This is a genomic window from Rhizobium rhizoryzae, assembly GCF_011046895.1.
In the GTDB taxonomy this organism is placed as follows: domain Bacteria; phylum Pseudomonadota; class Alphaproteobacteria; order Rhizobiales; family Rhizobiaceae; genus Neorhizobium; species Neorhizobium rhizoryzae.
Genome location: NZ_CP049249.1, coordinates 69455 through 92854, shown reverse-complemented (window position 1 = coordinate 92854; position 23400 = coordinate 69455). Strand labels below are relative to the sequence as shown.

At 58.9% G+C, this 23400-nt stretch carries 20 protein-coding genes; 15 read left to right on the top strand and 5 right to left on the bottom strand.

The features are described 5' to 3' along the window. Positions 1–216: 216 nt before the first annotated feature. Together G6N80_RS01325 and G6N80_RS01320 are read right to left on the bottom strand one after the other, a co-directional pair. On the bottom strand, positions 217–1590 hold the full coding sequence (locus tag G6N80_RS01325) for an ISNCY family transposase (RefSeq protein ID WP_165130732.1): 1374 nt from the start codon (positions 1588–1590) through the stop codon (positions 217–219). A 181-nt stretch (positions 1591–1771) separates the two neighbouring features. After that, positions 1772–2671, bottom strand: coding sequence for a GNAT family N-acetyltransferase (locus G6N80_RS01320; RefSeq protein WP_062553348.1), 900 nt, complete (start codon positions 2669–2671; stop codon positions 1772–1774). A 237-nt stretch (positions 2672–2908) separates the two neighbouring features. On the opposite strand from G6N80_RS01320, the gene argE reads away from it, so the two are divergent. The 6 genes from argE (at position 2909) to G6N80_RS01290 (ending at position 9526) form a co-directional block, all read left to right on the top strand. Continuing rightward, complete coding sequence (argE, locus tag G6N80_RS01315) at positions 2909–4063, top strand: acetylornithine deacetylase (RefSeq protein ID WP_165130730.1); 1155 nt, start codon at positions 2909–2911, stop codon at positions 4061–4063. After that, a complete protein-coding gene (locus G6N80_RS01310; protein WP_062553346.1) occupies positions 4060–4983 on the top strand; it encodes a 2-hydroxyacid dehydrogenase in 924 nt (307 codons plus the stop codon). The genes argE and G6N80_RS01310 overlap by 4 nt, the downstream gene beginning before the upstream one ends. 25 nt (positions 4984–5008) lie before the next feature. Further along, positions 5009–5359, top strand: a complete 351-nt coding sequence (locus tag G6N80_RS01305) for a cupin domain-containing protein (protein WP_062553345.1) — start codon at positions 5009–5011, stop codon at positions 5357–5359. Positions 5360–5531: 172 nt separating this feature from the next. Next, complete coding sequence (locus G6N80_RS01300; RefSeq protein ID WP_165130728.1) at positions 5532–6995, top strand: aldehyde dehydrogenase family protein; 1464 nt, start codon at positions 5532–5534, stop codon at positions 6993–6995. A gap of 13 nt (positions 6996–7008) precedes the next feature. After that, positions 7009–8049 (top strand): tartrate dehydrogenase, encoded by a 1041-nt coding sequence (locus G6N80_RS01295; protein ID WP_165130726.1) that lies wholly within the window; start codon positions 7009–7011, stop codon positions 8047–8049. 19 nt (positions 8050–8068) lie between these two features. Next, on the top strand, positions 8069–9526 hold the full coding sequence (locus tag G6N80_RS01290; RefSeq protein WP_062553342.1) for an NAD-dependent succinate-semialdehyde dehydrogenase: 1458 nt from the start codon (positions 8069–8071) through the stop codon (positions 9524–9526). Positions 9527–9610: 84 nt separating this feature from the next. Here the strand turns inward: G6N80_RS01290 and G6N80_RS01285 are convergent, their stop codons facing one another. Next, positions 9611–10885: an NAD(P)/FAD-dependent oxidoreductase gene (locus G6N80_RS01285; RefSeq protein WP_165130724.1), complete on the bottom strand. Its 1275-nt coding sequence runs from the start codon at positions 10883–10885 to the stop codon at positions 9611–9613. A gap of 15 nt (positions 10886–10900) precedes the next feature. Further along, on the bottom strand, positions 10901–11569 hold the full coding sequence (locus G6N80_RS01280) for a haloacid dehalogenase type II (protein ID WP_062553340.1): 669 nt from the start codon (positions 11567–11569) through the stop codon (positions 10901–10903). A gap of 325 nt (positions 11570–11894) precedes the next feature. On the opposite strand from G6N80_RS01280, the gene G6N80_RS01275 reads away from it, so the two are divergent. The 7 genes from G6N80_RS01275 (at position 11895) to G6N80_RS01245 (ending at position 20372) form a co-directional block, all read left to right on the top strand. After that, entirely contained in the window at positions 11895–12734 is an 840-nt protein-coding gene (locus G6N80_RS01275) for a GNAT family N-acetyltransferase (RefSeq protein WP_062553339.1), read from the top strand. Between the two features lie 13 nt (positions 12735–12747). Beyond that, complete coding sequence (locus G6N80_RS01270; RefSeq protein WP_062553338.1) at positions 12748–14124, top strand: aspartate aminotransferase family protein; 1377 nt, start codon at positions 12748–12750, stop codon at positions 14122–14124. A 249-nt stretch (positions 14125–14373) separates the two neighbouring features. Beyond that, the gene (locus G6N80_RS01265) at positions 14374–15087 is read left to right on the top strand and encodes an HAD-IA family hydrolase (RefSeq protein ID WP_165130722.1); all 714 of its coding nucleotides are present in this window, start codon (positions 14374–14376) and stop codon (positions 15085–15087) included. 78 nt (positions 15088–15165) lie between these two features. Further along, positions 15166–16776 carry an ABC transporter substrate-binding protein gene (locus tag G6N80_RS01260; RefSeq protein ID WP_165130720.1) on the top strand — a complete coding sequence of 537 codons (1611 nt, stop codon included), beginning with the start codon at positions 15166–15168 and terminating at the stop codon, positions 16774–16776. Between the two features lie 147 nt (positions 16777–16923). After that, entirely contained in the window at positions 16924–17874 is a 951-nt protein-coding gene (locus G6N80_RS01255) for an ABC transporter permease (protein ID WP_062553336.1), read from the top strand. Between the two features lie 2 nt (positions 17875–17876). Continuing rightward, positions 17877–18719, top strand: coding sequence for an ABC transporter permease (locus G6N80_RS01250; protein WP_165130718.1), 843 nt, complete (start codon positions 17877–17879; stop codon positions 18717–18719). Beyond that, positions 18720–20372 (top strand): ABC transporter ATP-binding protein, encoded by a 1653-nt coding sequence (locus G6N80_RS01245; protein ID WP_165130716.1) that lies wholly within the window; start codon positions 18720–18722, stop codon positions 20370–20372. It begins immediately after the preceding gene. A gap of 33 nt (positions 20373–20405) precedes the next feature. Here the strand turns inward: G6N80_RS01245 and G6N80_RS01240 are convergent, their stop codons facing one another. Next, positions 20406–20882, bottom strand: a complete 477-nt coding sequence (locus G6N80_RS01240; RefSeq protein ID WP_062553333.1) for an Lrp/AsnC family transcriptional regulator — start codon at positions 20880–20882, stop codon at positions 20406–20408. 236 nt (positions 20883–21118) lie between these two features. Between G6N80_RS01240 and G6N80_RS01235 the strand changes: the two genes are divergently transcribed. Together G6N80_RS01235 and G6N80_RS01230 are read left to right on the top strand one after the other, a co-directional pair. Beyond that, positions 21119–22444, top strand: coding sequence for an NAD(P)/FAD-dependent oxidoreductase (locus tag G6N80_RS01235; protein WP_062553332.1), 1326 nt, complete (start codon positions 21119–21121; stop codon positions 22442–22444). A 42-nt stretch (positions 22445–22486) separates the two neighbouring features. Then, positions 22487–23392: a LysR family transcriptional regulator gene (locus tag G6N80_RS01230; RefSeq protein WP_062553331.1), complete on the top strand. Its 906-nt coding sequence runs from the start codon at positions 22487–22489 to the stop codon at positions 23390–23392. The last annotated feature ends 8 nt before the right edge of the window (positions 23393–23400 follow it).

Genomic DNA, 23400 nt, shown 5'->3' with positions numbered 1-23400 from the left:
AGGATTGCACGGAGACTTGTACAAAACCTGAGTCTCGAGCGCGGAACCAGACCATTGTGGCGGATGAGTTGAAATGTCCGCTGGTTTGCAAAGTAGAAATGTCCGACTACTCGCCATACAGCACACCGTTCAGCCCCGATCCGGGCGGCAGATCCGCTTGCAAGATCAGATCGGGGCGGGTGGGGCGCACCTCTTCGGCTTTAGCTTTGAGACGCCTTACTCGGCAGCCCGTTGCCGCAACAGCGCTTTCTCCCGCCGTGCAATCACGGCCGGATCGCTCATGAATTCCTTCCGCCGGCCCGGCCCGCGAGCACGTTTAACGTAGCCGTTCTTCTCGCTGTTGCTCTTCACCTTCGGCTTGTCCTGCTGCTCCTGGCGCTCCTTGATATAGGCCAGAACATCCCCGAGCCGCTTGTTCTCGGTGATCGCTGCATGCGTTACCCGCTGGTCCTTGTCGAACACCTTGTAAGGCAGGCAATAGCCTTTCCATCGGACATCCAGGCGGCCATCTGCATAGACATAGGTCTCGACGTAGCGACCGACCAAATCGCGTGTTACTTCGGTTTCCTGCAGCATGATCCGCTTACGCTCGAACGAGAATGTCAGCTGCGCTCCGACATAGCGCTGCTCCCGCTTGCACAGAATCTGAGCCAGCCGATCCGGCGTCAGGTTCATTGGGCGATGCAGGTCATCGGGCCGGGCAGGGACGACCGCAAATCGTTTGTTGTAGTCCTCCATGAAGCCCGGCAGGAACGCATTGCCCGTGTCCATGCAGCCGATCCCAGCCAGCCGCAACTCTTTAACCAGCCGGTCCTGCAGCGTCCGGTTCATCCGCTCGACCCGGCCCTTGGCCTGGCTCGAATTAGCACAAAGAATCTCTATGTTTAGCTCGCAAAGCGCACGCCCGAACTGGGTCATGCCCTGGCCGCCCCTGGCATCCTTCTTCGCCACTCTGAACACCGAATGCTTGTCTGAATAAAAGGCGATCGGCGCGCCATGGTGTTTGAGATAGAGTTCCAGTGCTTCGAAATAGGTGAAGGCGCTTTCCGAGCGGACAAAACGCAACTGCATCAACTTGCCGGTTGCATCGTCAACGAACACCAGAAGCGAGCACGACGGGCCGCGGTCCTCAAACCAGCGATGCTCAGACCCGTCGATCTGCACCAACTCGCCAAAAGATTCGCGCCGCAGTCGGGGTTGGTGAAAGGTCCGGCGCTGCTTGCGCGACAGCCAAAGACCGGCATCGACCATCCAACTGCGCACCGTCTCCCGCGACACATGCAAACCATCCCGCTCGGCCAACTTCTCGGTCACCAGTGTCGGTCCAAAATCCGCATAGCGTTCGCGAACCAGCGTCACCGCGTAATCCCGAATACCGTCGCTGATCCGGTTGTTCGACGTCTGGCCAATCGCCTTGTGCCGGATCGACGCCGCGCCGCCAGTCCGCATCCGTTGCAGAAGCCGACGCACCTGGCGCTCACTCAGGCCGAGAACATGTGCCGCCGACACCATCGTCATCCGACCGCCGATGACCTTCGATAAAACCTCGATCCGCTGCAGATCTCGCTCGCTCATCGCTATCAACCCCATCCGCTTGTCTCCGCGCTATCAAACGCGGGGAGTGTGACACTTTAACTTTGCAGAAACAGGACATTCTAACTTTGCGGCTACAAGCAAAAATCAGATAGGCCAAATTATGGAACTTTGGTGCCAATGCTATCTAGTCAGTCGATCAGCCAGGAAACCAACCCTTAAACGAGGGAGTGCTTTGTCATCCCATTGATTGCGAGGCGAGCGCGAACAGCGCGCCTTTGTCGTCACCGACGGTTCCGTAATCGACACCTTCGCCGAGCGTCATGGTCGTCACGGTATCAAAGACCGGCAGGCCGCAGTCCTGGATAAAGCTTGCGAAGGGACCGGTGCCGAAATGGGTATCGACGCGCAGGAAACGACCGGTATGGGCGTCCACATGCGGTCGGGCCACGGCGATCGCCTCGTCCACCGACAAGGCTCCGATCGGACCCAGGACGTGGCCCCGTCCGAAGGCGCGGCTCATGGAATAGGCCACCAACGCCTCGCCGCGAAACAGTCCGTAGCAGAGCGAACTCTCGAACAGGCTGGCAAGATGGACCGGACGAGGAACGGCAAAGGCCGGTGCGTCGAATGCGATCACCGCATCAAGGTCACTTGCCCGGAGCCGTCGAAGGTCGCATCCGGCAGGCAGTTCGTGGGCCGGACCCGGCTTGCGGGCTTTCCCCTGGCACTGAAAAACGGTTCGCTGCTGCACGAAATCCAGCGAACGATAGAGGCGACGCGCGGCGCGCGTTGCATTCAACCGAAAACTCGTGCCGGGACACTCGGACAAGATACGCTGCATCAGCCATTTTGCCGCCCCGTTCGTCTGCAGCCGCGGCGACGTGATCAGCATGCCAAGCGTTGCAAAGGTCTCGCCGTGCGGGAACCACATGGCCGCCCCCAGAACACGATCGATGTCGTCCAGAGCCACGAAACCGTGTCCAAGGTCTCGCAGAGCCTGCCAGTCCTCTGCTCGGTGCGGCCAGCCGACCGCGATGGACAAAGCATGCAACTGCTCCAGGTCGACATCGGCCACGTCGGCGAAATGCACCTGAAATGCATCGACATGCAATTTTTCCGGCACTTTCAAATCCATCGTTCGCCTTTCCTGTGCTCCATGGCCTATCTGCCCATCGCCCGCACAACGACCTCGCGTCCGAGCATCCTAGCCATCCCTTGCAGAACATTCCGCTTCTACGGCCCGCTCCGGCACAAGAATTGATCGTATGGCGGTCGCTTTCGGCAGCCATTCATGCCGTTCGCACTTAATCTTGCAAGTCGAACCAATACCAGGCACCGAACTCGGTGCCAAAATCCGCATGAGGACAGCGCGATGAATGCCACCGAGATCCTGAAGGCGCTGGTAGGCTTCCCGTCGGTCGTCGGCACGTCCAATGACGCGATCGTCGAGTGGATCAGATCCTATCTCGAAGGCTTCGGCATCCTCGCCCATGTTCTTCCCGGACCGGAGGGTGACAGGGCCAATCTCTTCGCCTCCATCGGCCCATCGGACAAAGCCGGCTATATCCTGTCCGGTCATATGGACGTGGTCCCCGCGCAGGAGACGACCTGGACGGGCGACCCCTTCGTCCTGCGCATCGACGGAGAACGGCTCCATGGCCGCGGCACCACCGACATGAAGGGGTTTCTTGCCGCTGTGCTGGCATCCGTTCCCGCGCTTGTCGCATTGCCCCTCATCCGGCCTATCCATCTCGCATTTTCTTATGACGAAGAGGCCGGTTGTCGCGGGGTGCCACATCTCCTTTCTCGATTGCCCAAATTGTGTGTGCCGCCGCTGGGCGCGGTGATCGGCGAACCCAGCGGCATGCGGCCAATTCTTGCGCACAAGGGCAAGGCGGCGGCCCGGATCGTACTGCGGGGCAGATCTGGTCACTCCTCCCGACCAGATCTCGGCGTGAATGCCGTCCATGCCATGGCACCGGTGTTACAAGCGACTGTGTCGGCGGCACACGCTCTTGCAAACGGCCCTTTCGACCCGATTTTCGACCCACCCTATTCTTCGTTGCAGGCCGGCTTGATCCAGGGTGGGCAGGCGCTCAACATTATTGCCGATCACTGCACGCTGGACATCGAAACGCGCGCGATCTCCGGGATCGATCCCGCCACCCTCCTTGAGCCCATCCGCATGGTCGCAGAAGCACTACGCACATCCGGCATTGGTGTCGAATGGGAGGAACTGAGCGCCTATCCTGCCCTTTCCTTGGCGCGCCACACCGATCTTGCCAATCTTCTGGCGGAACTCACCGACCAGGAGCCGCTCGCCGCCGTCAGCTATGGGACGGAAGCAGGACTGTTCCAGGCAGCAGGCGTAGACGCGATCATCTGCGGTCCAGGCGACATCAGCCGCGCTCACAAGCCGGACGAATTCATCCTCACACGCGAGCTTTCCGCTTGCCAATCAATGATCGAGGCGCTCGGCAAGCGCTGCTGTGCCCAGATTCCCCACAGAATGGACCCTTGCCCATGACGTTCCTATTTCACTCTGACGCCCACCGTGGCGCCATCTTCCAGGAAGCCTTTGCGCGGGATTTGCCGGATGTGCCTTTTTCCACAGACCCCGAGACAGTTGACCCTGACTCCGTGCGTTACCTGATCACCTGGACCGTTCCGGAAAACCTGCCGCGCTACCGCAATCTCGAAGTGCTGTTTTCCATCGGCGCCGGCGTCGACCAGTTCCGCATCGCCGATGTACCCCCTGACGTCAAGGTTGTGCGCATGGTGGAGGAAGGCATCATTCGCATGATGCAGGAATACGTGACGCTTGCCGTGCTCGCGCTGCACCGCGACCTGCCGGCCTATCTGAACCATCAGCGAGCCGGGCTTTGGCAAGGCATTGCCCCGGTGCAGGCGCCTGAGCGACGCGTCAGCGTCCTTGGCCTTGGCATGCTCGGGCAGGCGGTGCTCGAGCGACTGAAACCCTTCGGTTTCCAACTCTCGGGCTGGAGCCGGTCGCCACGCGAGATTGAGGGCGTAACGTGTCATACCGCAGACGGCGGCCTGACACGGATGCTGTCTCAAACCGACATTCTCATCTGCCTGCTTCCGCTAACGGTCGAAACGCGCGGTTTGCTCAATGCGCATCTCTTCAGCCATCTGCCACGTGGAGCTAGCCTCGTTCACACGGGCCGGGGACCACAGCTCAACCATGACGAACTCATCTCAGCCCTCGACAGCGGCCATCTTTCCGGCGCTGTCGTCGATGTCACCTATCCAGAACCACTTCCATCGGACCATATCTTCTGGAGCCATCCCCGTATTCTGCTGACACCGCATGTGGCGAGTGTCACGCAGCCCCGTTCCGCAGCGAAAGCCGTCATCGACAACATCAAACGCCTGCGCTCCGGTCTCGATCCGACAGGTCTTGTAGACCGCCGTCGCGGATACTGACTTGTACAACCCGAAAGGAAAATCCATGTCGCTTCTAAAAACCATCGACCCGACCCCATCCTTTGCTCCGCGCGAATCCACGCCTTCCCCGGAACGGCTGATCTCCGGAAGTCCGACCTTCAAGACCTGGGCGCAGGATAGTGCCCGCAACGAGACCATCCACACGGGTGTATGGGAAGCAACGCCGGGACTGACCCATTCGATCAAGGGCGAGACCTTCGAATTCTGCCATATCCTTTCGGGCCTGGTGGAAATCACGCCGGAAGGCGGTGAGCCGGTAACCTACAAGGCCGGTGACAGTTTCGTCATGAAGCCCGGGTTCGTGGGCACATGGCGGACCATCGAGACAGTCCGCAAGGTCTACGTAACCGCTTGAAGGCGGAAGGCAGCGGCTTTCAAGATCCCGCAGCTGCAGCAACAAAGCACCGAAGATTAAGCTGCGCGGCGGCCCCAAAACAGGGTTTTCGTCCGCCGCCCCTGCCGTGATAGGGGCAAGCTACTCGGACCAATCCGGTAGCCTCCCAAAATAGCGATCCGAGGTAATCCTGATGACTCTGAGTTTCGATCCAGACAGTCTGTCCCTGCCGAGCGGGCATTTCATCGGAGAAAGCCTCATTACGGCCGATGGCGTCATCCCGATGCATCGACCTTCCGATGGCAAGGCATATGCTCTTTGCCCCCGAGCCGACGCCGATATGGTTGACCGTGCGGTCGAGACCGCCAAGACCGCACTCAAGAGAAGCAATTGGGGAGGGGTTCGTCCGCGCGAACGGCTGAACGTGATGCACAGGTGGGCCGATCTGATTGAGACGGAAGCGGTCACGCTGGCCAGACTGGAGGCGCTTTCATCGACCCGGCCAGTCGGCCATCTGATTGAAGGCGACATCGCCATCTCGACCGAGCAAATCCGCTTCTTCGCTGAATTCGCCGACAAGGAAGGCAGCGACCTGGTGCCGACCGATGACGGCAATCTCGGAATGATCATGACCGAACCCTATGGCGTAGTCGGCGCCATTACGCCCTGGAACTTTCCCATCTCCATGGCTGCGTGGAAACTCGGACCAGCGCTCGCCGCAGGCAATGCCGTGGTGCTGAAACCATCCGAAATGACACCGTTTTCCGCCGTCTATCTCGCGGAACTTGCTGTTCGCGCCGGTATGCCAGCCGGGTTGATCAATGTTGTCCTGGGGGATGGGCCATTGACCGGCAATGCCATCACCGGCCATCCCGACATCGCCAAGGTCAGTTTCACCGGTTCCTCGCGCGCAGGCTCGGCAATCATGGAGAATGTCGCCCGCACGGGCATAAAACCGATGACCTTGGAGCTTGGTGGAAAAAGTCCTCAACTCGTTTTTGCAGATGCCGATCTCGACAAGGCGGCAGCCGCGATCACCACCAGCATCATCAGCAATGCCGGACAGGCCTGCGTTGCCGGATCGCGCCTCATCGTCGAAGAGAGTGTCGCAGCGCCACTTGTCGACGCAATTCTTCGCCACATGAATACTGTTCGACCCATGCCAACCTGGGATGCGGCGGCGCAGTATTCTCCGATCATTTCAGATCAGCAGCGCCAGCGTATTAATTCGATCATCTGCGCGTCTGTTGCCGCCGGCGCCGAATGTCTTACAGGTGGTCTGCCGATGGATGCCCCGGGTTACTTCTATGCCCCGACGTTGATTGCCGGCGTCGACGAAAGATCGGCAGCCGTGACCCAGGAGATCTTCGGCCCTGTCCTGACACTTCAGACCTTTCGTGACGAAGAAGAAGCTCTGTCGCTAGCTGCGCACCCCACCTATGGACTTGCCGCCGGCCTTTTCACCCGCGACCTTTCTCGTGCAATCCGTATCACTCGGAAACTTCAGGCTGGGACCATCTGGGTCAACCGCTATGGCCGTTCACGCGATCATATCCTTCCAACCGGCGGCTACAAGCAATCAGGTATCGGCAAGGATCTGGGTCGCGAAGCCTTCCATGCCAATCGCAAGAGCAAGAGCGTCTTGATCAGACTTTGAGGATATAACCACCATGAAAACCCACAGCATTGCTCTTATTCCCGGTGATGGCATCGGACGCGATGTCACCGCCGCTGCGTGGTCGGTACTGCAGAAAGCTGCCAATTCGCTCGGTTTTGCGCTCGATTGCACCGAATTTCCCTGGTCCTGCGCCTTCTACAAGGAAACGGGCGCGATGATGCCGCAGGATGGCATCGAAACACTACGTCGCTTCGATGCCATCCTGCTTGGTGCTGTCGGCTGGCCACAGGAAGTGCCGGACGCGGTTTCTCTGCACGGTCTTCTGCTGCCGATCCGCAAGAGCTTCGTACAATACGCCAATGTTCGTCCGCATCGGTTGTTACCAGGCGTGCAGGGTCCGCTGAAGGCAGATGCCTTCGACATCCTCTGCATCCGTGAAAACACTGAGGGTGAATACTCTGGCGCCGGTGGCCGCATCCATCAGGGTACAGCCGATGAAGTGGCGGTCGAAACCTCGATCTTCACTCGTACCGGTGTCGAACGCATCCTGCGTTTCGCTTTCGAACAAGCCCGCACACGCAGCGGGAGACTCGCCTCGGTGACCAAATCGAACGCGCAGAAATACTCGATGGTATTCTGGGACGAAGTGACCCGGCAGCTGGCCGCCGAATTTCCTGACATCGAGGTCACCAGCTACCACATCGACGCGATGGCGGCACGCATGGTAATGGCGCCAGAAAGCCTTGATGTCGTCGTCGCCTCCAATCTTTTCGGCGACATTCTCACCGATCTAGGCGCAGCCATTCAGGGTGGACTTGGATTTGCAGCCTCGGCGAACATCAATCCAGACAAGAGCGCGCCCTCGATGTTCGAGCCGGTACATGGCTCGGCACCTGATATCGCCCATCTCGGTATCGCCAATCCGATCGCCACCATTTGGTCCGGCGCGATGATGCTGGACCATCTGGGGGAAACGGAAGCTGCAGCGGCCATCATGTCAGCCGTAGAACGCACGACAGCAAGCGAGATCGGCACCATTCCCGGCAAGGACCGGACAGAGGCAATCACCGCAGCGATCCTTGCGGCTCTATGATTAGCGACAGGACAGAGAAATGCAGAACCTAAGAGAACCAGGCCTTTTCCGGCAAAACGCGTTGATCGGCGGCCAGTGGATGTTGGCGGCATCCGGCCGGAGTATCGATGTGATTGATCCTGCCGCCCAATCCGTAGTCGGCACCGTGCCGGACATGGGAGCGACAGAAACGCGGATGGCGATCGAGGCGGCCGCTAGCGCCTACGGCCCCTGGAGGAAGAAGACTCACGCAGAGCGGGCCGCACTGCTCGAAGCCTGGCAAGCGCTGATGCTCGAACATATCGAGGATCTCGCGCTGATACTGACAATCGAACAGGGCAAGCCGCTGGACGAAGCGCGCGGTGAAATTCGCTACGGTGCCTCCTTCGTCAAATGGTTCGCCGAGGAAGCCCGGCGCATCGAGGGGCAGACCATTCCCTCCCCCACACCAGATCGACGGATCGTCGTCCTGAAGGAACCGGTCGGTGTCTGCGGCATCATCACACCCTGGAATTTTCCGAACGCAATGATCACCCGCAAGGTCGCTCCTGCCCTTGCCGCTGGCTGCACCATTGTCATCAAGCCGTCCGAATTCACGCCCTATTCGGCCCTTGCTATCGGCTGGCTTGCGGAGAAAGCAGGTATTCCCGCAGGCGTTATCAACATCGTTACCGGGATGCCGGCCGACATCGGCAACGAGATCATGGCGAACGAGACGGTACGCAAGATTTCGTTCACGGGTTCGACCCGTGTCGGTTCCCTGCTGATGCGCGGCGCGGCCGATAGCGTCAAGCGCCTGTCGCTCGAACTCGGTGGCAATGCGCCGTTCATCGTCTTCGACGACGCGGATCTCGATCTTGCTGTCGAAGGCGCTATCGCGTCAAAGTTTCGCAATGGCGGCCAGACCTGCGTTTGCGCCAACCGTCTGCTCGTGCAAGCCGGGGTCTATGATGCCTTCGCTGAAAAACTCAGCAGCCGCGTCAATGCCATGAAGGTCGGACCCGGTACCGAACCCGGTATTTCGATCGGGCCGATGATCAACGAGGCCGCCATCGCCAAGATCAACCGCCACGTTGACGACGCGCTTGCCAAGGGTGCCAAGATTGTCACCACCCGCACGAACATGCCGGGCGGTGCACAATATGCCGCGCCAATGGTGCTCACGGGCGCCACGACAGACATGCAGCTTGCCAACGAGGAGACTTTTGGGCCCGTGGCGCCGCTCTTCCGCTTCGAAACCGAAGAGGAAGCCCTCGCGATCGCAAACGGCACTCCCTATGGGCTTGCAGCCTATTTTTATACGGAAAGCCTGAAACGCGCGTGGCGCGTTGGCGAGGCGCTGGAATTCGGTATGGTCGGCCTCAACACCGGTGCCATCTCGACAGAAGTCGCACCGTTTGGCGGCGTCAAACAGTCTGGTCTCGGCCGTGAAGGTTCGAGGGCTGGTATCGAGGAGTATCTGGAAGTGAAATCCTTCCACATCGGCGGGCTGAGTTGAGCCTTTCCTGGTCTGCGCGAACGCGAAAGGGGAGGCGCCAAGGCAACTCCCTTTTTGCTCGACACACCCAGACCGGTCCATGCGTCACTGAAACCGGTCGAGTGCCTTGTAATAGAGCCCGACAAGAGGCAGGAACCAAGGCTTGCCGAAATGCCCCGGAACCGCTGGCCAATCAAGGCCTTTGAGCGGATTTTTGTCCGGCCGCCCGAGCATGGCATCGGCCAATGTGATGCCCAGATGGGTGGAAAGTTGCGCGCCATGCCCAGAATAGCCCATCGCGTACCAGATGCCGTCTTGATAGCCCGCGCGCGGGAAGCGGTCGCTGGTCATATCAACCAACCCGCCCCAGCAATAATCGATCTCGACATGCGCGAGCTGCGGGAAGATGCGCACAAGACTGTCGCGCAGGATCGCTCCGCTTTTGGCGTCTGATCGCTGATCGGACGTCGCCGAAAATCGCGCCCTGCCCCCGAAGATCAAACGGTTGTCCGGAGCAAGTCGCCAGTAATTGCCGATATTCATCGAATTCACGCAGGTACGGTTGCCGGGCATGGTAGCCGCAACTTCAGCATCCGTCAGCGGCCTAGTGGCGATGATGAAGCTTCCGACCGGGATGATGCGGCGGCGGAAATAACCGAAATTAGAGGTGGTGTATGCGCCGGTTGCGACCAGAACCTGATCTGCCGTCACAATGCCCCTCGCGGTCTTCAGCACATGTCGGCCCTTGGCCTGGCCATGCTCCTTGACCGCAGCCTTTTCGGCAATAACCGCACCACTACGATTTGCCGCCCCAGCGAGACCGGTGACATAACGCCCCATATGCATCATCGCGCTCTTCTTCGACAGCATGGCTCCGTGGAAGGGCGACCCTACTTCCTCTCTGAGGTCGGCGGGTAAAAGCAACGCCGTATCCGCATCCACCTCAGCATGTACCGCTTCGAAATTCTTCGAGATACTTTCGAAATGCTGTGGTTTGGAGGCAAGCTTCAGCTTGCCGGCCCGGCGAAAGCTGCACTCGATGCCTTCTTCGGTGATGATTGTCTGCAGCGTGTCGATCGAAGCGTCGAGGGCTTGGTAGAGCGCGATGGCGCGCTCCTTGCCGATCTCAGCCTTCGCCGCGAGGTAGTTATGCGCCAGACCGTTATTGAGATGGCCGCCGTTTCGCCCCGAGGCACCGGAGCCGACGGTGTCCGCCTCCAGCACGATCACCTTCGTCCCGGCCTTTGCAAGCTGCCGCGCCGCGCCAAGCCCGGTAAAGCCTGCACCAATCACGGCGACGTCATAGTGCCCCTCGATCGGTCCTTCGACTGCGCCATTGAAGGCCGATGCCGTATCGTGCCAGTAGGACAGGTATTTCATGGGTCTCGTCTTTCCTTAGAGCCCAACGACGCCAGGCAGGCCGGAGATGTCGGAGATCTCGACATAACCATAATAGGGATTGGCTGGCTCATGGCCGCGATTGACCCAAACCTTGTTCTTGATCCCAAGATCATGGGCAGACATCAGGTCGTAGCGGAAGGAGGATGAGCAATGGAGGATGTCCTGCGGCCCGCAGCCGAGCATGTCGAACATGTATTCGAATGCCTGGAAACGCGGCTTGTAGGCATTTGCCTGTTCCGCAGTGTAGACGGCATGAAAGGGCGCGCCAAGTTTTTCGACATTGGACGTGATCTGCGCATTCATCGCATTGGAAAGAATGACTAAAGGAATTTCCTTTGCGACCTTGGCGAGCCCGGCCGGCACATCCGCATGCGGCCCCCATGTTGGCACCCGCTCGTAGACTAGCCGGGCATCCTCGTCCTTGAAGGCAACCCCGTTGCGCTTGCACGCACGCTCCAATGCATTGTGAACAACGTCGGCATAGGGCTTCCAGTCGCCAAGGATCTCGTCCAGCCGGTAAGCGGCGAAGTTCTTGATGAAATCCAGCATCTTCGGCTCATCAAGGTGCATACCGTAGAGGTCGCGTGCGGCTTCCGCCATCTGGAAATTGGTCAATGTGCCGTAGCAGTCGAAGGTGATGAATTTCGGGCGAAAGGTTGTCATGCGCGTCGTCCTCGATAGGCCGGGCCGTGGAGCCGGTTGCTGATGGTCAGATCATAGGTCGGTCACCGGCGAGCGCGTCGACTGAATTGCCGGATTTGAAAGCAGAAAGTTCCGTATCTCCAGGCCGGAATGGCATTTGGTTGGGCATGGAGCTCATGATCGCGTTCACAAAACCTCTTCCGGCAACGCCTATCGCCAGGTCGCAGCATAAGATGCGGCGCCGACGTCCTCCTACGGCTGAAGATATCGCCGCCGGTGCCGCCTTCAGACAATCTACCGGCCTGTTGAAGGCAACACTCATATTCAGAAATGAAGGTACGCCACCATGCAGAATATCGACATTGTCATCACACCCATGGGGCTAGAGCATCTTGATGATGCCGTCCGGCTGTCGCATCAGTCCAACTGGCCGCATCGGCCGGAGGACTGGCAACTGGCCCTGGACTTGAGCGAGGGCTTCGTCGCGGTCACGGGCTCCGGGGATGTTGTCGGCACAATTCTGATGACACCCTATGGCAAAGACTGCGCGACCATCAACATGGTGATCGTAGACGAAAGCATGCGTGGACGAGGGCTTGGACGAAGGCTCATGGCAGCCGCCATGACGCTTGCCGGCGATCGACCACTACGCCTTATCGCCACAGCCGAGGGTTTGCCACTTTATGAAAGGCTTGGCTTTCGCGAAATGGGAGCGATTGTCCAGCATCAGGGAGTTGCGGTTAATATTGCTGCACCCACGAACACCGAAGTCGCGACCGCTGATGACCTTCCAACCATCCTCGCCCTCGACAGAGCGGCGTATGGCGCCGACCGAGGCGATCTCATTCGACGGCTTGCCGAGATCGGCGAATATGCCGTGGTCAGCCGCGAGGGGAAGGCAAAAGCATTCGCCGCCATTCGCCCGTTCGGAAGAGGAGAGGTCATAGGCCCGGTTGTTGCCCCGGATCTTGATGATGCCAAAGCCCTCGTCTCACACTTCATAAGCCGTCGAAACGGCACCTTCCTGCGTGTCGACACCGGTGCCGGAACCGGTCTTGCCCCCTGGCTCCAAGATCACGGTCTTGTCCATGTCGGCGGCGGGATCATCATGGCCCGGCCCGTCATCACCCTGTCCGTCGCCTCGACGGTTACCACCTTTGCCCTTGCCAATCAGGCCCTTGGCTGATCCGGAGATGAAAATGTTCAACAATTCCCTCGTCGAGCTTGATCGTGCTCACCTGGTCCATCCAGTCGCCTCCTATCGAGGTCATGAGCAGCAAGGTGTTCGCGTGCTGGCTAGCGCCAAGGGAGCAATGGTGACTGACGCCTCCGGGCATCAATTGGTCGACGGGTTCGCGGGGTTGTGGTGCGTCAATGCAGGCTATGGCCATGATTCAATCGTCGAGGCGGCGTCGCGCCAGATGCGGGAACTGCCCTATGCGACAGCGTATTTCGGTCTGGGATCCGAGCCGGCAATCCGCCTTGCATCCGAGCTGGCAGACCGTGCGCCGGGGGACCTGAACCACATCTACTTCACCCTCGGAGGCTCAGATGCTGTCGATAGTACGATCCGCTTCATCCGCTACTACTGGATCGCCAAGGGCCAACCCCAACGCGACCAGTTTATCTCGATTGAACAAGGCTATCATGGCTCGTCGACGGTCGGTGCCGGCCTGACGGCATTGCCGAACTTTCACGCAGGCTTTGGCATCCCGTTCGACTGGCAGCACAAAATTCCATCACCCTATCCTTACCGCAACCCGGTCGGGGAGGACGCAACATCAATCATCGAGGCATCACTTGCCCACCTGCGCGCCAAGGTCGAGGCAGTTGGTCGTGACCGGGTAGCAGCATTCTATGCAGAGCCGATCCAAGGCTCCGGCGGCGTGATCGTCCCTCCGAAGGGATGGATCAAGGCCATCCGGGATCTCTGTCACGAACTCGATATCCTCTTCGTGGCTGACGAGGTCATAACCGGCTTTGGTCGCACGGGCCCTCTATTCGCCTGCTCGGAAGATGAGATCGTTCCGGATTTCATGACGACCGCCAAGGGGCTCACCTCAGGCTATGTACCCATGGGTGCAGTATTTATGGCGGACCATGTCTATCAGGTGATTGCCGATGGCGCCGGCACATCCGCAGTCGGTCACGGCTACACCTATTCGGCGCATCCCGTCAGCGCTGCCGTGGGCCTCGAAGTGCTCAGGCTTTACGAGGGCGGCTTGCTCGAAAACGGAGTAAAAGCTGGCGCGCGGCTGATGGCCGGGCTTGAGGCGCTCCGCGATCATCCTCTGGTCGGCGATGTTCGGGGCCGGGGCATGTTGGCGGCAATCGAACTGGTATCCAGCAAGACGGCGAAAACACCTCTGCCCGCAGAAGCACAGGCTTCGCGTCGCCTATTTGACCGTGCCTGGAGCAACGGGCTCGTCATTCGCGCATTCGCCAATGGTGTGTTGGGATATGCTCCTCCGCTCTGCTGCACCGATGAGGACATCGACGCCATTCTCGAACGAACAGCCAAGACGCTCGACCAGACGCTGGAGGATCCGGACGTCCGCCGATCATTGAAGGAATAAGGCCGTGTTAAGTCGATCCCTCCGAAATATCGCGCAAGGCGTCATTTTAGAATTTTGTGCCGCGGCATGCCGAAGATTCGGCTTCAACGACCCGAAGGACGTGCCAAACTCGCAGAAAGCAAAGGCCTACATCCCTGAAATTTGAGGGTCTTGCCAGCATGGCCCGGTCGCTCGGGATCAGGAACAGCATAATCTTTCGTCAGGCGCGCCCAACCGGTGTCCTATGCGTTCGAAACTGGGGATATGAAATTGAGTAAATCGCTGCCTGAATTCAAATACATGAGTTTCGACGTCGTCGGAACGCTAATCGATTTCGAAGGCGGGCTGACGTCCTGCCTTAGCGAAATCGCGGCGGAAGCAGGTGTCACGATTGATGGTGAGGAAGCACTTCGCCTCTATCGATCGGCTCGCTATGCCAAGGATGCCGATCTGTTTCCGGACGACCTCGTTCGTGTCTATCTGGCCATTGCCCCGGCACTCGGCTTGCCGGTCGATAAAGCCTCAGGCGAACGCTTGCGCGATTCCGCCAAGACGTGGAAGGCCTTTCCGGATAGCGCCGAGGCCATGGCACGACTGGCGCGCAACTATCGCCTCATTGCCATGACCAATGCCCGTCGTTGGGCGTTCGATCATTTTTCTGCCGAGCTCGGACATCCCTTTCATGGCGCCTTTACGGCGGACGATACGGGTACTGAAAAGCCGGACCCTGCCTTCTTTCACAAGGTCTTCGAGTTCGTGGCCGATGAAGGCGCAGACAAGAATGACATCCTGCATGTAGCGCAGAGCCAGTATCATGACATCGGTGTCTCGCGGGACCTGGGCATGACGAATTGCTGGATCGAACGGCGCCATGCGGTGAACGGCTATGGCGGCACGATCGAGCCAGCGAAGTTCACCAAACCCGACTATCACTTCACCTCCATGGCCGGCCTTGCCGATGCTGCAGCTGCCGCACGGAGCTGACAAACCTTCAACGCAACGACGAGCAAAGCCTGCTTCAAGACGGGCGGCCCGATAACCAGACGAAAAAAGGGGAATGAAATGACCGACAAATCTCTCAATTGGACTTCGTCAGACGACGCGATGGTGGAAAGCGCCATTCGCCGCGGCGCCACGCGTCGCGAGCTTCTCCACATGCTCATGGCAGGCGGCGTTGCCATGACGGCCGGAGCTACAATTCTCGGACGCGCCACCAGCGCCCTTGCCGCAACACCCAAGTCGGGCGGACATCTCAAGGCTGCAGGCTGGTCAGCATCGACGGCTGACACGCTCGACCCGGCCAAGGCCTCGCTGTCGACGGACTATGTCCGCTGTTGCGCACTCTACAACCGACTGACTTTCCTCGATAAGAGTGGCGTAACGCGAATGGAGCTTGCCGAGCGCGTGGAGAGTTCGGATGCGAAGGTCTGGACGGTCAAGCTGCGCTCTGGCGTCACCTTCCATGATGGCAAGACCCTATCGTCTCAGGATGTCGTCTTCTCTTTGATGCGGCACTTGAACCCGGATGTTGGCTCCAAGGTCAATTCGATCGCAAAGCAGATCACCAGCGTCAGGGCTATCGACCCGCTGACTGCAGAGATAACCCTAGCAAACCCCAATGCCGACCTGCCGACCATACTGGCGATGCATCATTTCATGATCGTCCAGGACGGCACGACGGACTTTTCCAAGGGCATCGGCACAGGCGCCTTCAAGCTCGAGAGTTTCGAACCGGGCGTCAAGTCTGTCGCCGTCAAGAACCCGAACTACTTCAAGTCCGGGGGTGCACACATCGATTCCTTCGAGTATTTTGCCATCAGCGACGACAATGCGCGCGTCAATGCGCTGCTTTCAGGCGACATTCAACTGGCGGCATCCATTAAACCTCGTTCCATGAAGCTGGTCGAAAGCCAGCCGGGATTCGCCCTGTCGCAGACTACGTCCGGGAACTACACCAATCTCAACATGCGCCTGGATATGGAGCCGGGCAGCAAGGCCGATTTCGTGGCCGGTATGAAAAACCTGATCAATCGTGAGCAGATCCAGAAATCGGTCATGCGCGGCCTTGCCGAGCTCGCCAACGACCAGCCTGTTTCCCCCGCAAGCATCTATTACAATGCCGAGCTGAAGCCGAAAGCCTTCGATCCCGAAAAGGCTAAGTTCCACTTCCAGAAGGCAGGACTGGTCGGCCAGTCCATTCCGGTTATTGCGTCCGATGCCGCAACGTCGTCGGTTGACATGGCCACACTGGTTCAGCAGGCAGGCGCTGAAATCGGTATGAAGTTCGATGTGCAACGCGTACCTTCCGATGGATATTGGTCGAATTACTGGCTGAAGGCGCCCGTGCATTTCGGCAATATCAACCCGCGCCCGACGCCCGACATCCTGTTCTCACTGCTCTATTCGTCCGATGCACCGTGGAACGAGAGCAAGTTCAAGTCGACGAAATTCGACGGAATGCTGGTCGAGGCGCGTGGTCTTCTTGATCAGGCGAAGCGCAAGGCGATCTATGATGAAATGCAGGTCATGATCTCAGAGCAAGCCGGAACCGTCATCCCTGTCTTTCTGTCCAATGTGGATGCTCTGTCGGCAAAGCTGAAGGGCCTTGAAGCCAACCCGCTGGGTGGACAAATGGGGTATGCGTTCGCCGAATATGTCTGGCTGGATGGCTAACAAGCAGCGGACGACGAGGTGTCACCGTATCGCCTTGTCGTCCCTTTTTGGCGGGATCAACATTTCATCGTTGATACTCGATCCGCCTTAATTTCGCTGCGCGGCTTTGTCCATCATCTTGAAACTCTGTTCAGCAGGGGCCCACACTTGAGCAGATACGTACTCGATCTAATCGCAGTTCGGCTTCTGATCGCTGCCCTGACACTCCTGATCGTGTCTTTCGCAGTGTTCTTCGCAACGGCTATGCTGCCGGGCGATACGGCGACAATTCTTCTCGGTCAGGCAGCTACTCCGGAAGCCATCGCCGGACTCCGCAGCGCCATGCATCTTGATGACCCCGCCTATTTACGGTTTCTACGTTGGCTTGGCGGGCTGGCATCGGGTGATCTTGGGACGTCCTACGTCAACAATGTCCCTGTAGCCCAACTGATCGGTGGCCGCTTCGTCAACACCATGAGACTGGCCGGCATCACCGCGATGTTTGCCGTGCCGCTTGCGTTGACGCTTGGCATTACCGCGGCGATGTTCCGCGGATCGCTCTATGACCGTTCAGTGACCATTCTTACGATCGGCGTCATCTCCATCCCTGAATTCATGGTCGCGACGGCAGCGGTGCTCGTGTTCTCGGTCTATCTCAAATGGCTGCCAGCGCTGTCTTTCGCCAATGACGTCACCTCGGTTTGGCAATTGCTCAAAGTCTACGCCATGCCGGTCATTAGTCTGACGTTCGTGGTCGCGGCACAGATGATCAGAATGACCCGCGCGGCCGTCATCGATACTCTCAGTACACCCTATGTCGAGACAGCCTTACTCAAGGGAGCCTCACGCCCCCGCATTATTTTGCGCCACGCCTTGCCGAACGCGGTTGGCCCCATCGTCAATGCCATCGCCCTATCACTATCCTACCTCGTGGGCGGAGTGATCATCGTCGAGACAATCTTCAATTATCCAGGCATCGCAAAGCTGATGGTCGATGGGGTGGCAACGCGCGATTTACCCCTCATCCAGTCCTGCGCCATGATCTTCTGCGTCGGTTATCTTAGCCTGATTACACTCGCAGATATCGTTGCCATTCTTGCCAACCCGAGGCTGCGTTGATCATGAACCCATCCATTCCGCTTTTACAAAAGTTCGGCTACCGCTTCAGCTGGGTCGGCATGATTGGACTTACTGTCATCGTCTTCTGGGGAATCGTGGCACTCATCGCGCCGCATATCATTCCTCATCCGGTCGGCGAGATCGTTGACGAGGACTATTTCGGAGCGATGAGCAGCAGGTTCTGGCTTGGCTCGGACTATCTTGGCCGCGACATGCTTTCGCGGGTTCTCATGGGCGCCCGTTACACGGTTGGCATCTCGCTTGCGGCCGTTTCCATCGCATGCTTCTCAGGCGTCGTGCTCGGCATGACGGCGGCGGTCATTGGCGGATGGTTTGATGCAGCACTGAGCCGGTTTCTCGACGCAATGAACTCCATCCCGGGCAAGCTTTCGGGCTTGGTTGTTGTCGCAGCCGTTGGCTCGTCGATCACCGTTCTTATCGTCACACTCGCTGTCATCTACACGCCTGGCGCCTATCGCTTCGCCCGCGCGCTCGCCGTCAACATCAACACCATGGATTACATCACGGTGGCGCGCACGCGCGGCGAAGGCATATTCTACATCATCGGCTCGGAGATCCTGCCCAACATCATAGGCCCTGTACTCGCGGATTTCGGCCTTCGCTTTGTCTTCATCGTGTTGCTGTTGTCGGGCCTGTCGTTCCTGGGCCTCGGCGTGCAGCCTCCTTTTGCCGACTGGGGCGCCCTCGTGCATGAAAATGTCGGCGGGCTTCCTTTCGGCGCCCCTGCGGTGATTGTCCCCTCACTGGCGATCGCGAGCCTGACGATCAGCGTCAATCTTCTGATCGACAACCTGCCGAAGAAAATTCGCGACCGGAGCGCCTGAATGGAAAACCTTGTCGAAATACGTGATCTCAAAGTTGAGGCGACAACCGACAGCGGCCGCTGCGTCGATATCATAAAGGGTGTGAGCCTGGACATTGCCGCGGGAGAGATCGTGGCGTTGATCGGTGAAAGCGGGTCGGGCAAGACGACCATTGCCCTGACACTGATGGGCTATACCCGGTCGAGGTGTCGCATTTCCGGAGGTAGTGTCCGGATCGCTGGGAAGGACATGGTAACGTTCAGCGAACGCGAACGTGCCGGCATCCGTGGTACAAAGGTCGCCTATGTCCCCCAGTCGGCTGCGGCGGCGTTCAACCCGACAAAACGTATTATCGACCAGGTTATCGAAGTCACTCGTATCCACGAGTTAATGCCGGTAGAGCAAGCGAAAGAAAAGGCGATTGAACTGTTCCGGGCTCTATCGCTACCCGATCCAGACACGATAGGGAAACGCTATCCCCACCAAGTGTCCGGGGGCCAGTTGCAGCGCCTTTCGGCCGCAATGGCGCTCATTGGCGCTCCGAAGCTCGTCATCTTCGATGAGCCGACCACTGCCCTTGATGTCACCACTCAGATCGAAGTGCTGCGTGCATTCAAGTCGGTGATGAAGGCGGGCGGCATTTCAGGCGTTTACGTGTCGCACGATCTGGCTGTGGTTGCGCAGATCGCTGACCGCATCGTGGTCCTGCGAAACGGTGAAGTACAGGAAGTGGGCACAACGACCGATATTCTGTCACGTGCCCGGCATCCCTACACGCGCCAATTGTTGGCAGCGTTCGAGCCTAGGCCGCGCGGCGACGAAATTGTGGTGACTGGCCGGGAAGTCCTTCTCGAAGTCAACGGCCTGGTTGCCGGCTATGGCCCTCTCCAGGCAGACCAATTGCCGCTCATTCGTGCGGTGAAGGATGTGAGCCTGACGGTAAGAAAGGGCCGCAATCTCGGCATCATCGGCGAATCCGGCTGCGGGAAATCTACACTGGCTCGCACCATTGCAGGTATTCTGCCGCCCTCTACTGGCAATATGATCTTTGAGAACCGGAAGCTTGCAGGCACTGTAAGGCAACGCAGCCGCGATCAATTGCGCGAAATGCAAATCGTTTTCCAATATGCCGACACAGCGCTTAATCCGGAAAAATCGATCGAGGAGATTCTCGGCCGGCCGCTGACTTTCTATCACGGGATGAAAGGCAAGAAGCGAGACACCCGCATCGAACAGTTGCTCGATATGGTTCATCTGCCGAGATCGCTTCGTCATCGGCGGCCACAAGAGCTTTCAGGCGGCCAGAAGCAGCGCGTCAACTTCGCGCGCGCCCTTGCTGCCGAACCGAAGCTGATCATTTGCGATGAGATCACATCGGCTCTCGACACGGTCGTCGCCGCCGCGATCATCGATCTCCTGAAGGAACTTCAACGCGACCTTTCGCTGTCTTACATCTTCATCAGCCATGATCTGTCGGTCGTCGAGGCTATCTGCGACGAGATCGTCGTGATGTATGGCGGCCGCAAAGTCGAGGAGATCACGCCAGCAGATCTGAAGGCGCCGCAACATCCTTATTCAAAGTTGCTTTTCTCTTCTGTTCCAAAACTCGATCCCCAATGGCTTGATTCCCTCAAGCTCGATCCCGAGCTGATCAGAACCTACGGCCACGGTTGAAGAGGGCCATTGCCTGCATAAATTGCCGAAATCCTAGAGAGGGAACAGGCTTGTCAGGGGCATGTGCACCTTGACGATTGGTGACTTCAGCACGACGAAACTGAAATACTTGTCGATACCGATATCCATGTCGGTCAGCCGTTCCATGATTCCCTGATACTCGCCGATGCCGGCGGTAACGAACTTGATGAGATAGTCGTAGCCACCCGAAACGAGATGGCACTCGATCACCTGATCAATCTTCTCCACCACGGCAAGGAAACGGGCAAAGTCGATCTGGCGGTGGTTCTTCAGCGTGATCTCGGTAAAGACGGTCAGGGTCTGGCCAAGTTTGCCGATGTTGATTTGCGCAGAATAGCCCCCGATGTAGCCTTCCTGTTGAAGCTTCTTGACGCGCATCAGACACGGGCTGGGCGACAGGTTGACCAACTCGGCAAGTTCAACATTGGTAATGCGCCCGTTCTTCTGCAGCTCATAGAGAATCTTGATGTCGATTCTGTCCAGTTTCATCTACGCTTGTCTCCAGATAGCCGCCGAAATGCCTGCAGAATTAAATGCTGCGAAAATTCTTGACTGAGCTTAACACTATGGCGATCCTTGTCTATTCCATTCTGCCAAGAGGCTTCCCGCACGATCGTTTGCATTGATGCGAGGCTACGGAATCTTCTGCTGTCCAATGGAAATGTGCGGCATCCTTGGCAGTCACGAGACGTTATGCTTGTGGCGCGACAAGGAGACCGACACCCATGCCAGCGCCGCTTATGCTCGTGGAAACCTCAGATGAATTCCCCCGGTCAGCTGATATCGTCATCATCGGAGCCGGTATTGTTGGCGTCTTTGCCGCCTACTATCTCGCAAGAAGAGGGCTGAAGGTCGTCCTGTTGGAGAAGGGTCGCATCGGGGCCGAACAGTCGAGCCGCAATTGGGGTTGGTGCCGCCAGCAGAACCGTGACTCTCGGGAGCTGCCGCTGGCGACGAAAAGCCTCGATCTCTGGGAACAGTTCCGTCAGGAAAGCGATGAAGATACCGGTTTTCGCCGCTGCGGGCTGCTTTATCTCAGCAACAATGAGGAAGAGCTGGCCAGCTGGGCGCGCTGGCGGGATTTCGCCCGCACCGTCGGAGTAACGACCCATATGCTGGACAGCGTCGCTGCCGCCGAACGGGGTAAAGCGACAGGCCGTCCTTGGAAGGGTGGAGTGTTTTCACCAAGTGATGGAACTGCCGATCCGTCCCGCGCCGCGCCAGCCGTCGCGCGGGCCATACTCAAGCTTGGCGGAACCGTGCTTCAGAACTGCGCTGCCCGCGGGATCGAGACCGAAGGCGGGCGGCTTTCAGCCGTGGTCACTGAGCATGGAACGATCCGCACTCGCACCGCGATACTATCCGGCGGCGCCTGGGCCTCCTCCTTCTGCCGCCAACTCGACATCCGGTTTCCGCAAGCGTCCATCCGATCGTCGATTCTCTCTGTCGCGCCGGGCGAAGCCATGCTTCCCGATGCGCTGCATACCGCGGGCGTTTCTGTCACTCGTCGGGGAGACGGTGGTTATACGCTGGCCATCAGCGGCCGTGGCAAGGTGGACCCAACTCCACAACAGGCTCGATTTGCGCCGCAGTTCCTGCCAATGTTCCTGCGCCGTTGGCGCTCCCTGTCGCCTGGGGGGCTTGAAGGCGTGCGCAGCGGCCATGAGAGCCTCTCGCGCTGGCGGCTCGACCGCCCGACCCCGATGGAGTTCATGCGAATCCTCGATCCGGCCGTCGATCGTGGGACGATCCGGCTGACCTATGAGCGCGCCACGCAACTGCTGCCGGCCTTGAAGGAACGCCGCATCACTGCCAGCTGGGCCGGATATATCGATTCCACCCCAGACGGAGTACCAGCTATCGGGGAGACGCCAACCGTTCCGGGCTTCATCCTGGCCGCAGGTTTCAGTGGCCACGGCTTCGGCATCGGCCCTGGAGCCGGTCATCTGATCGCTGACATCGTCACGGGAGCGGAGCCGCTGGTCGATCCGCGCCCCTATCACCCCAACCGCTTCTCGCAGTCCGCATGGGGCAAAGTGGCAGATTTTTGACACGCCCCTGTCGCCCAAGGGCAAGGAGGACCGGACGCCTCGATGCAAGCACGCCAACTCGAAGTCTTCTGCATGGTCATGCGCTGCGGGACGGTGACGGGCGCCGCCCAGATGCTTAACATCTCGCAACCGGCATTGAGCCAGATTCTCAGGCATGCCGAAGACCAGCTTGGTTTCAAGCTGTTCACCCGTGTCCGGGGAAAGCTGGTTCCGACCCGGGAAGCCGAAGAGCTCTATCCCGAATCGGAGCGTATATTTGCCGAGATCGCAGCCCTGCGGCGGCGCACGATGGACATGCGCTTTGGCCGCACTGGCCTGATCCGTATCGCAGCCTCTGCACCACCGGCAATGGCGATTGTGCCCAAGGCATTTTCGGCCTTCCGCCATGCCCAACCCGACATCGTCGTTCGCTCGCTGATCGCCCCGCTCGACAATGTCGTGGACATGGTGCGCAGCGGCGATGCGCCAATCGGCATCGTCATGAACAATCTGCCCCGGCACGGGATTGAAGTGGAGACGCTTGGCAATGCCGAGCTGATCTGCATCGTGCCCGAGGATCATCGCTTGGCCCGTCAGGAGGTGATCGGCTTTGCCGATATCCAGGACGTCCCGCTGATTTCCTACCGCACCGACACGCTTCCCGGCCAATTGCTTTCAGGTGCTGCCGAAGCTCAGAACCTCGCCTTTAACCCGGCCTTCGAGATCGACATTTCCATCACCGCGCTGCCTTTCGTGCGCGATGGCTTCGGCATCGCAATTGTCGATGGTCTGTTGCCCTGGGAACAGTTTCCGGGCTTGGTCCGCCGCACCTTTCTGCCCCGACTGACGGTCCCGGTGGCGCTGCTGACCAGCAAGGACCGACCGCTCACGGGAAATCATGCCGCCATGCGGGACTGCCTGCGTGATGCTTGCCTGAAGGTGCTACAAGCGGGCAGCGCGCCTCAGTAGGCCAGCCC

Bases quoted from the DNA above. Each gene is read 5' to 3' on its own strand.
- G6N80_RS01325 (WP_165130732.1), bottom strand. From the start codon at position 1,590: ATGGGGTTGATAGCGATGAGCGAGCGAGATCTGCAGCGGATCGAGGTT.
- G6N80_RS01320 (WP_062553348.1), bottom strand. From the start codon at position 2,671: ATGGATTTGAAAGTGCCGGAAAAATTGCATGTCGATGCATTTCAGGTG.
- argE (WP_165130730.1), top strand. From the start codon at position 2,909: ATGAATGCCACCGAGATCCTGAAGGCGCTGGTAGGCTTCCCGTCGGTC.
- G6N80_RS01310 (WP_062553346.1), top strand. From the start codon at position 4,060: ATGACGTTCCTATTTCACTCTGACGCCCACCGTGGCGCCATCTTCCAG.
- G6N80_RS01305 (WP_062553345.1), top strand. From the start codon at position 5,009: ATGTCGCTTCTAAAAACCATCGACCCGACCCCATCCTTTGCTCCGCGC.
- G6N80_RS01300 (WP_165130728.1), top strand. From the start codon at position 5,532: ATGACTCTGAGTTTCGATCCAGACAGTCTGTCCCTGCCGAGCGGGCAT.
- G6N80_RS01295 (WP_165130726.1), top strand. From the start codon at position 7,009: ATGAAAACCCACAGCATTGCTCTTATTCCCGGTGATGGCATCGGACGC.
- G6N80_RS01290 (WP_062553342.1), top strand. From the start codon at position 8,069: ATGCAGAACCTAAGAGAACCAGGCCTTTTCCGGCAAAACGCGTTGATC.
- G6N80_RS01285 (WP_165130724.1), bottom strand. From the start codon at position 10,885: ATGAAATACCTGTCCTACTGGCACGATACGGCATCGGCCTTCAATGGC.
- G6N80_RS01280 (WP_062553340.1), bottom strand. From the start codon at position 11,569: ATGACAACCTTTCGCCCGAAATTCATCACCTTCGACTGCTACGGCACA.
- G6N80_RS01275 (WP_062553339.1), top strand. From the start codon at position 11,895: ATGCAGAATATCGACATTGTCATCACACCCATGGGGCTAGAGCATCTT.
- G6N80_RS01270 (WP_062553338.1), top strand. From the start codon at position 12,748: ATGTTCAACAATTCCCTCGTCGAGCTTGATCGTGCTCACCTGGTCCAT.
- G6N80_RS01260 (WP_165130720.1), top strand. From the start codon at position 15,166: ATGACCGACAAATCTCTCAATTGGACTTCGTCAGACGACGCGATGGTG.
- G6N80_RS01250 (WP_165130718.1), top strand. From the start codon at position 17,877: ATGAACCCATCCATTCCGCTTTTACAAAAGTTCGGCTACCGCTTCAGC.
- G6N80_RS01245 (WP_165130716.1), top strand. From the start codon at position 18,720: ATGGAAAACCTTGTCGAAATACGTGATCTCAAAGTTGAGGCGACAACC.
- G6N80_RS01240 (WP_062553333.1), bottom strand. From the start codon at position 20,882: ATGAAACTGGACAGAATCGACATCAAGATTCTCTATGAGCTGCAGAAG.
- G6N80_RS01235 (WP_062553332.1), top strand. From the start codon at position 21,119: ATGCCAGCGCCGCTTATGCTCGTGGAAACCTCAGATGAATTCCCCCGG.
- G6N80_RS01230 (WP_062553331.1), top strand. From the start codon at position 22,487: ATGCAAGCACGCCAACTCGAAGTCTTCTGCATGGTCATGCGCTGCGGG.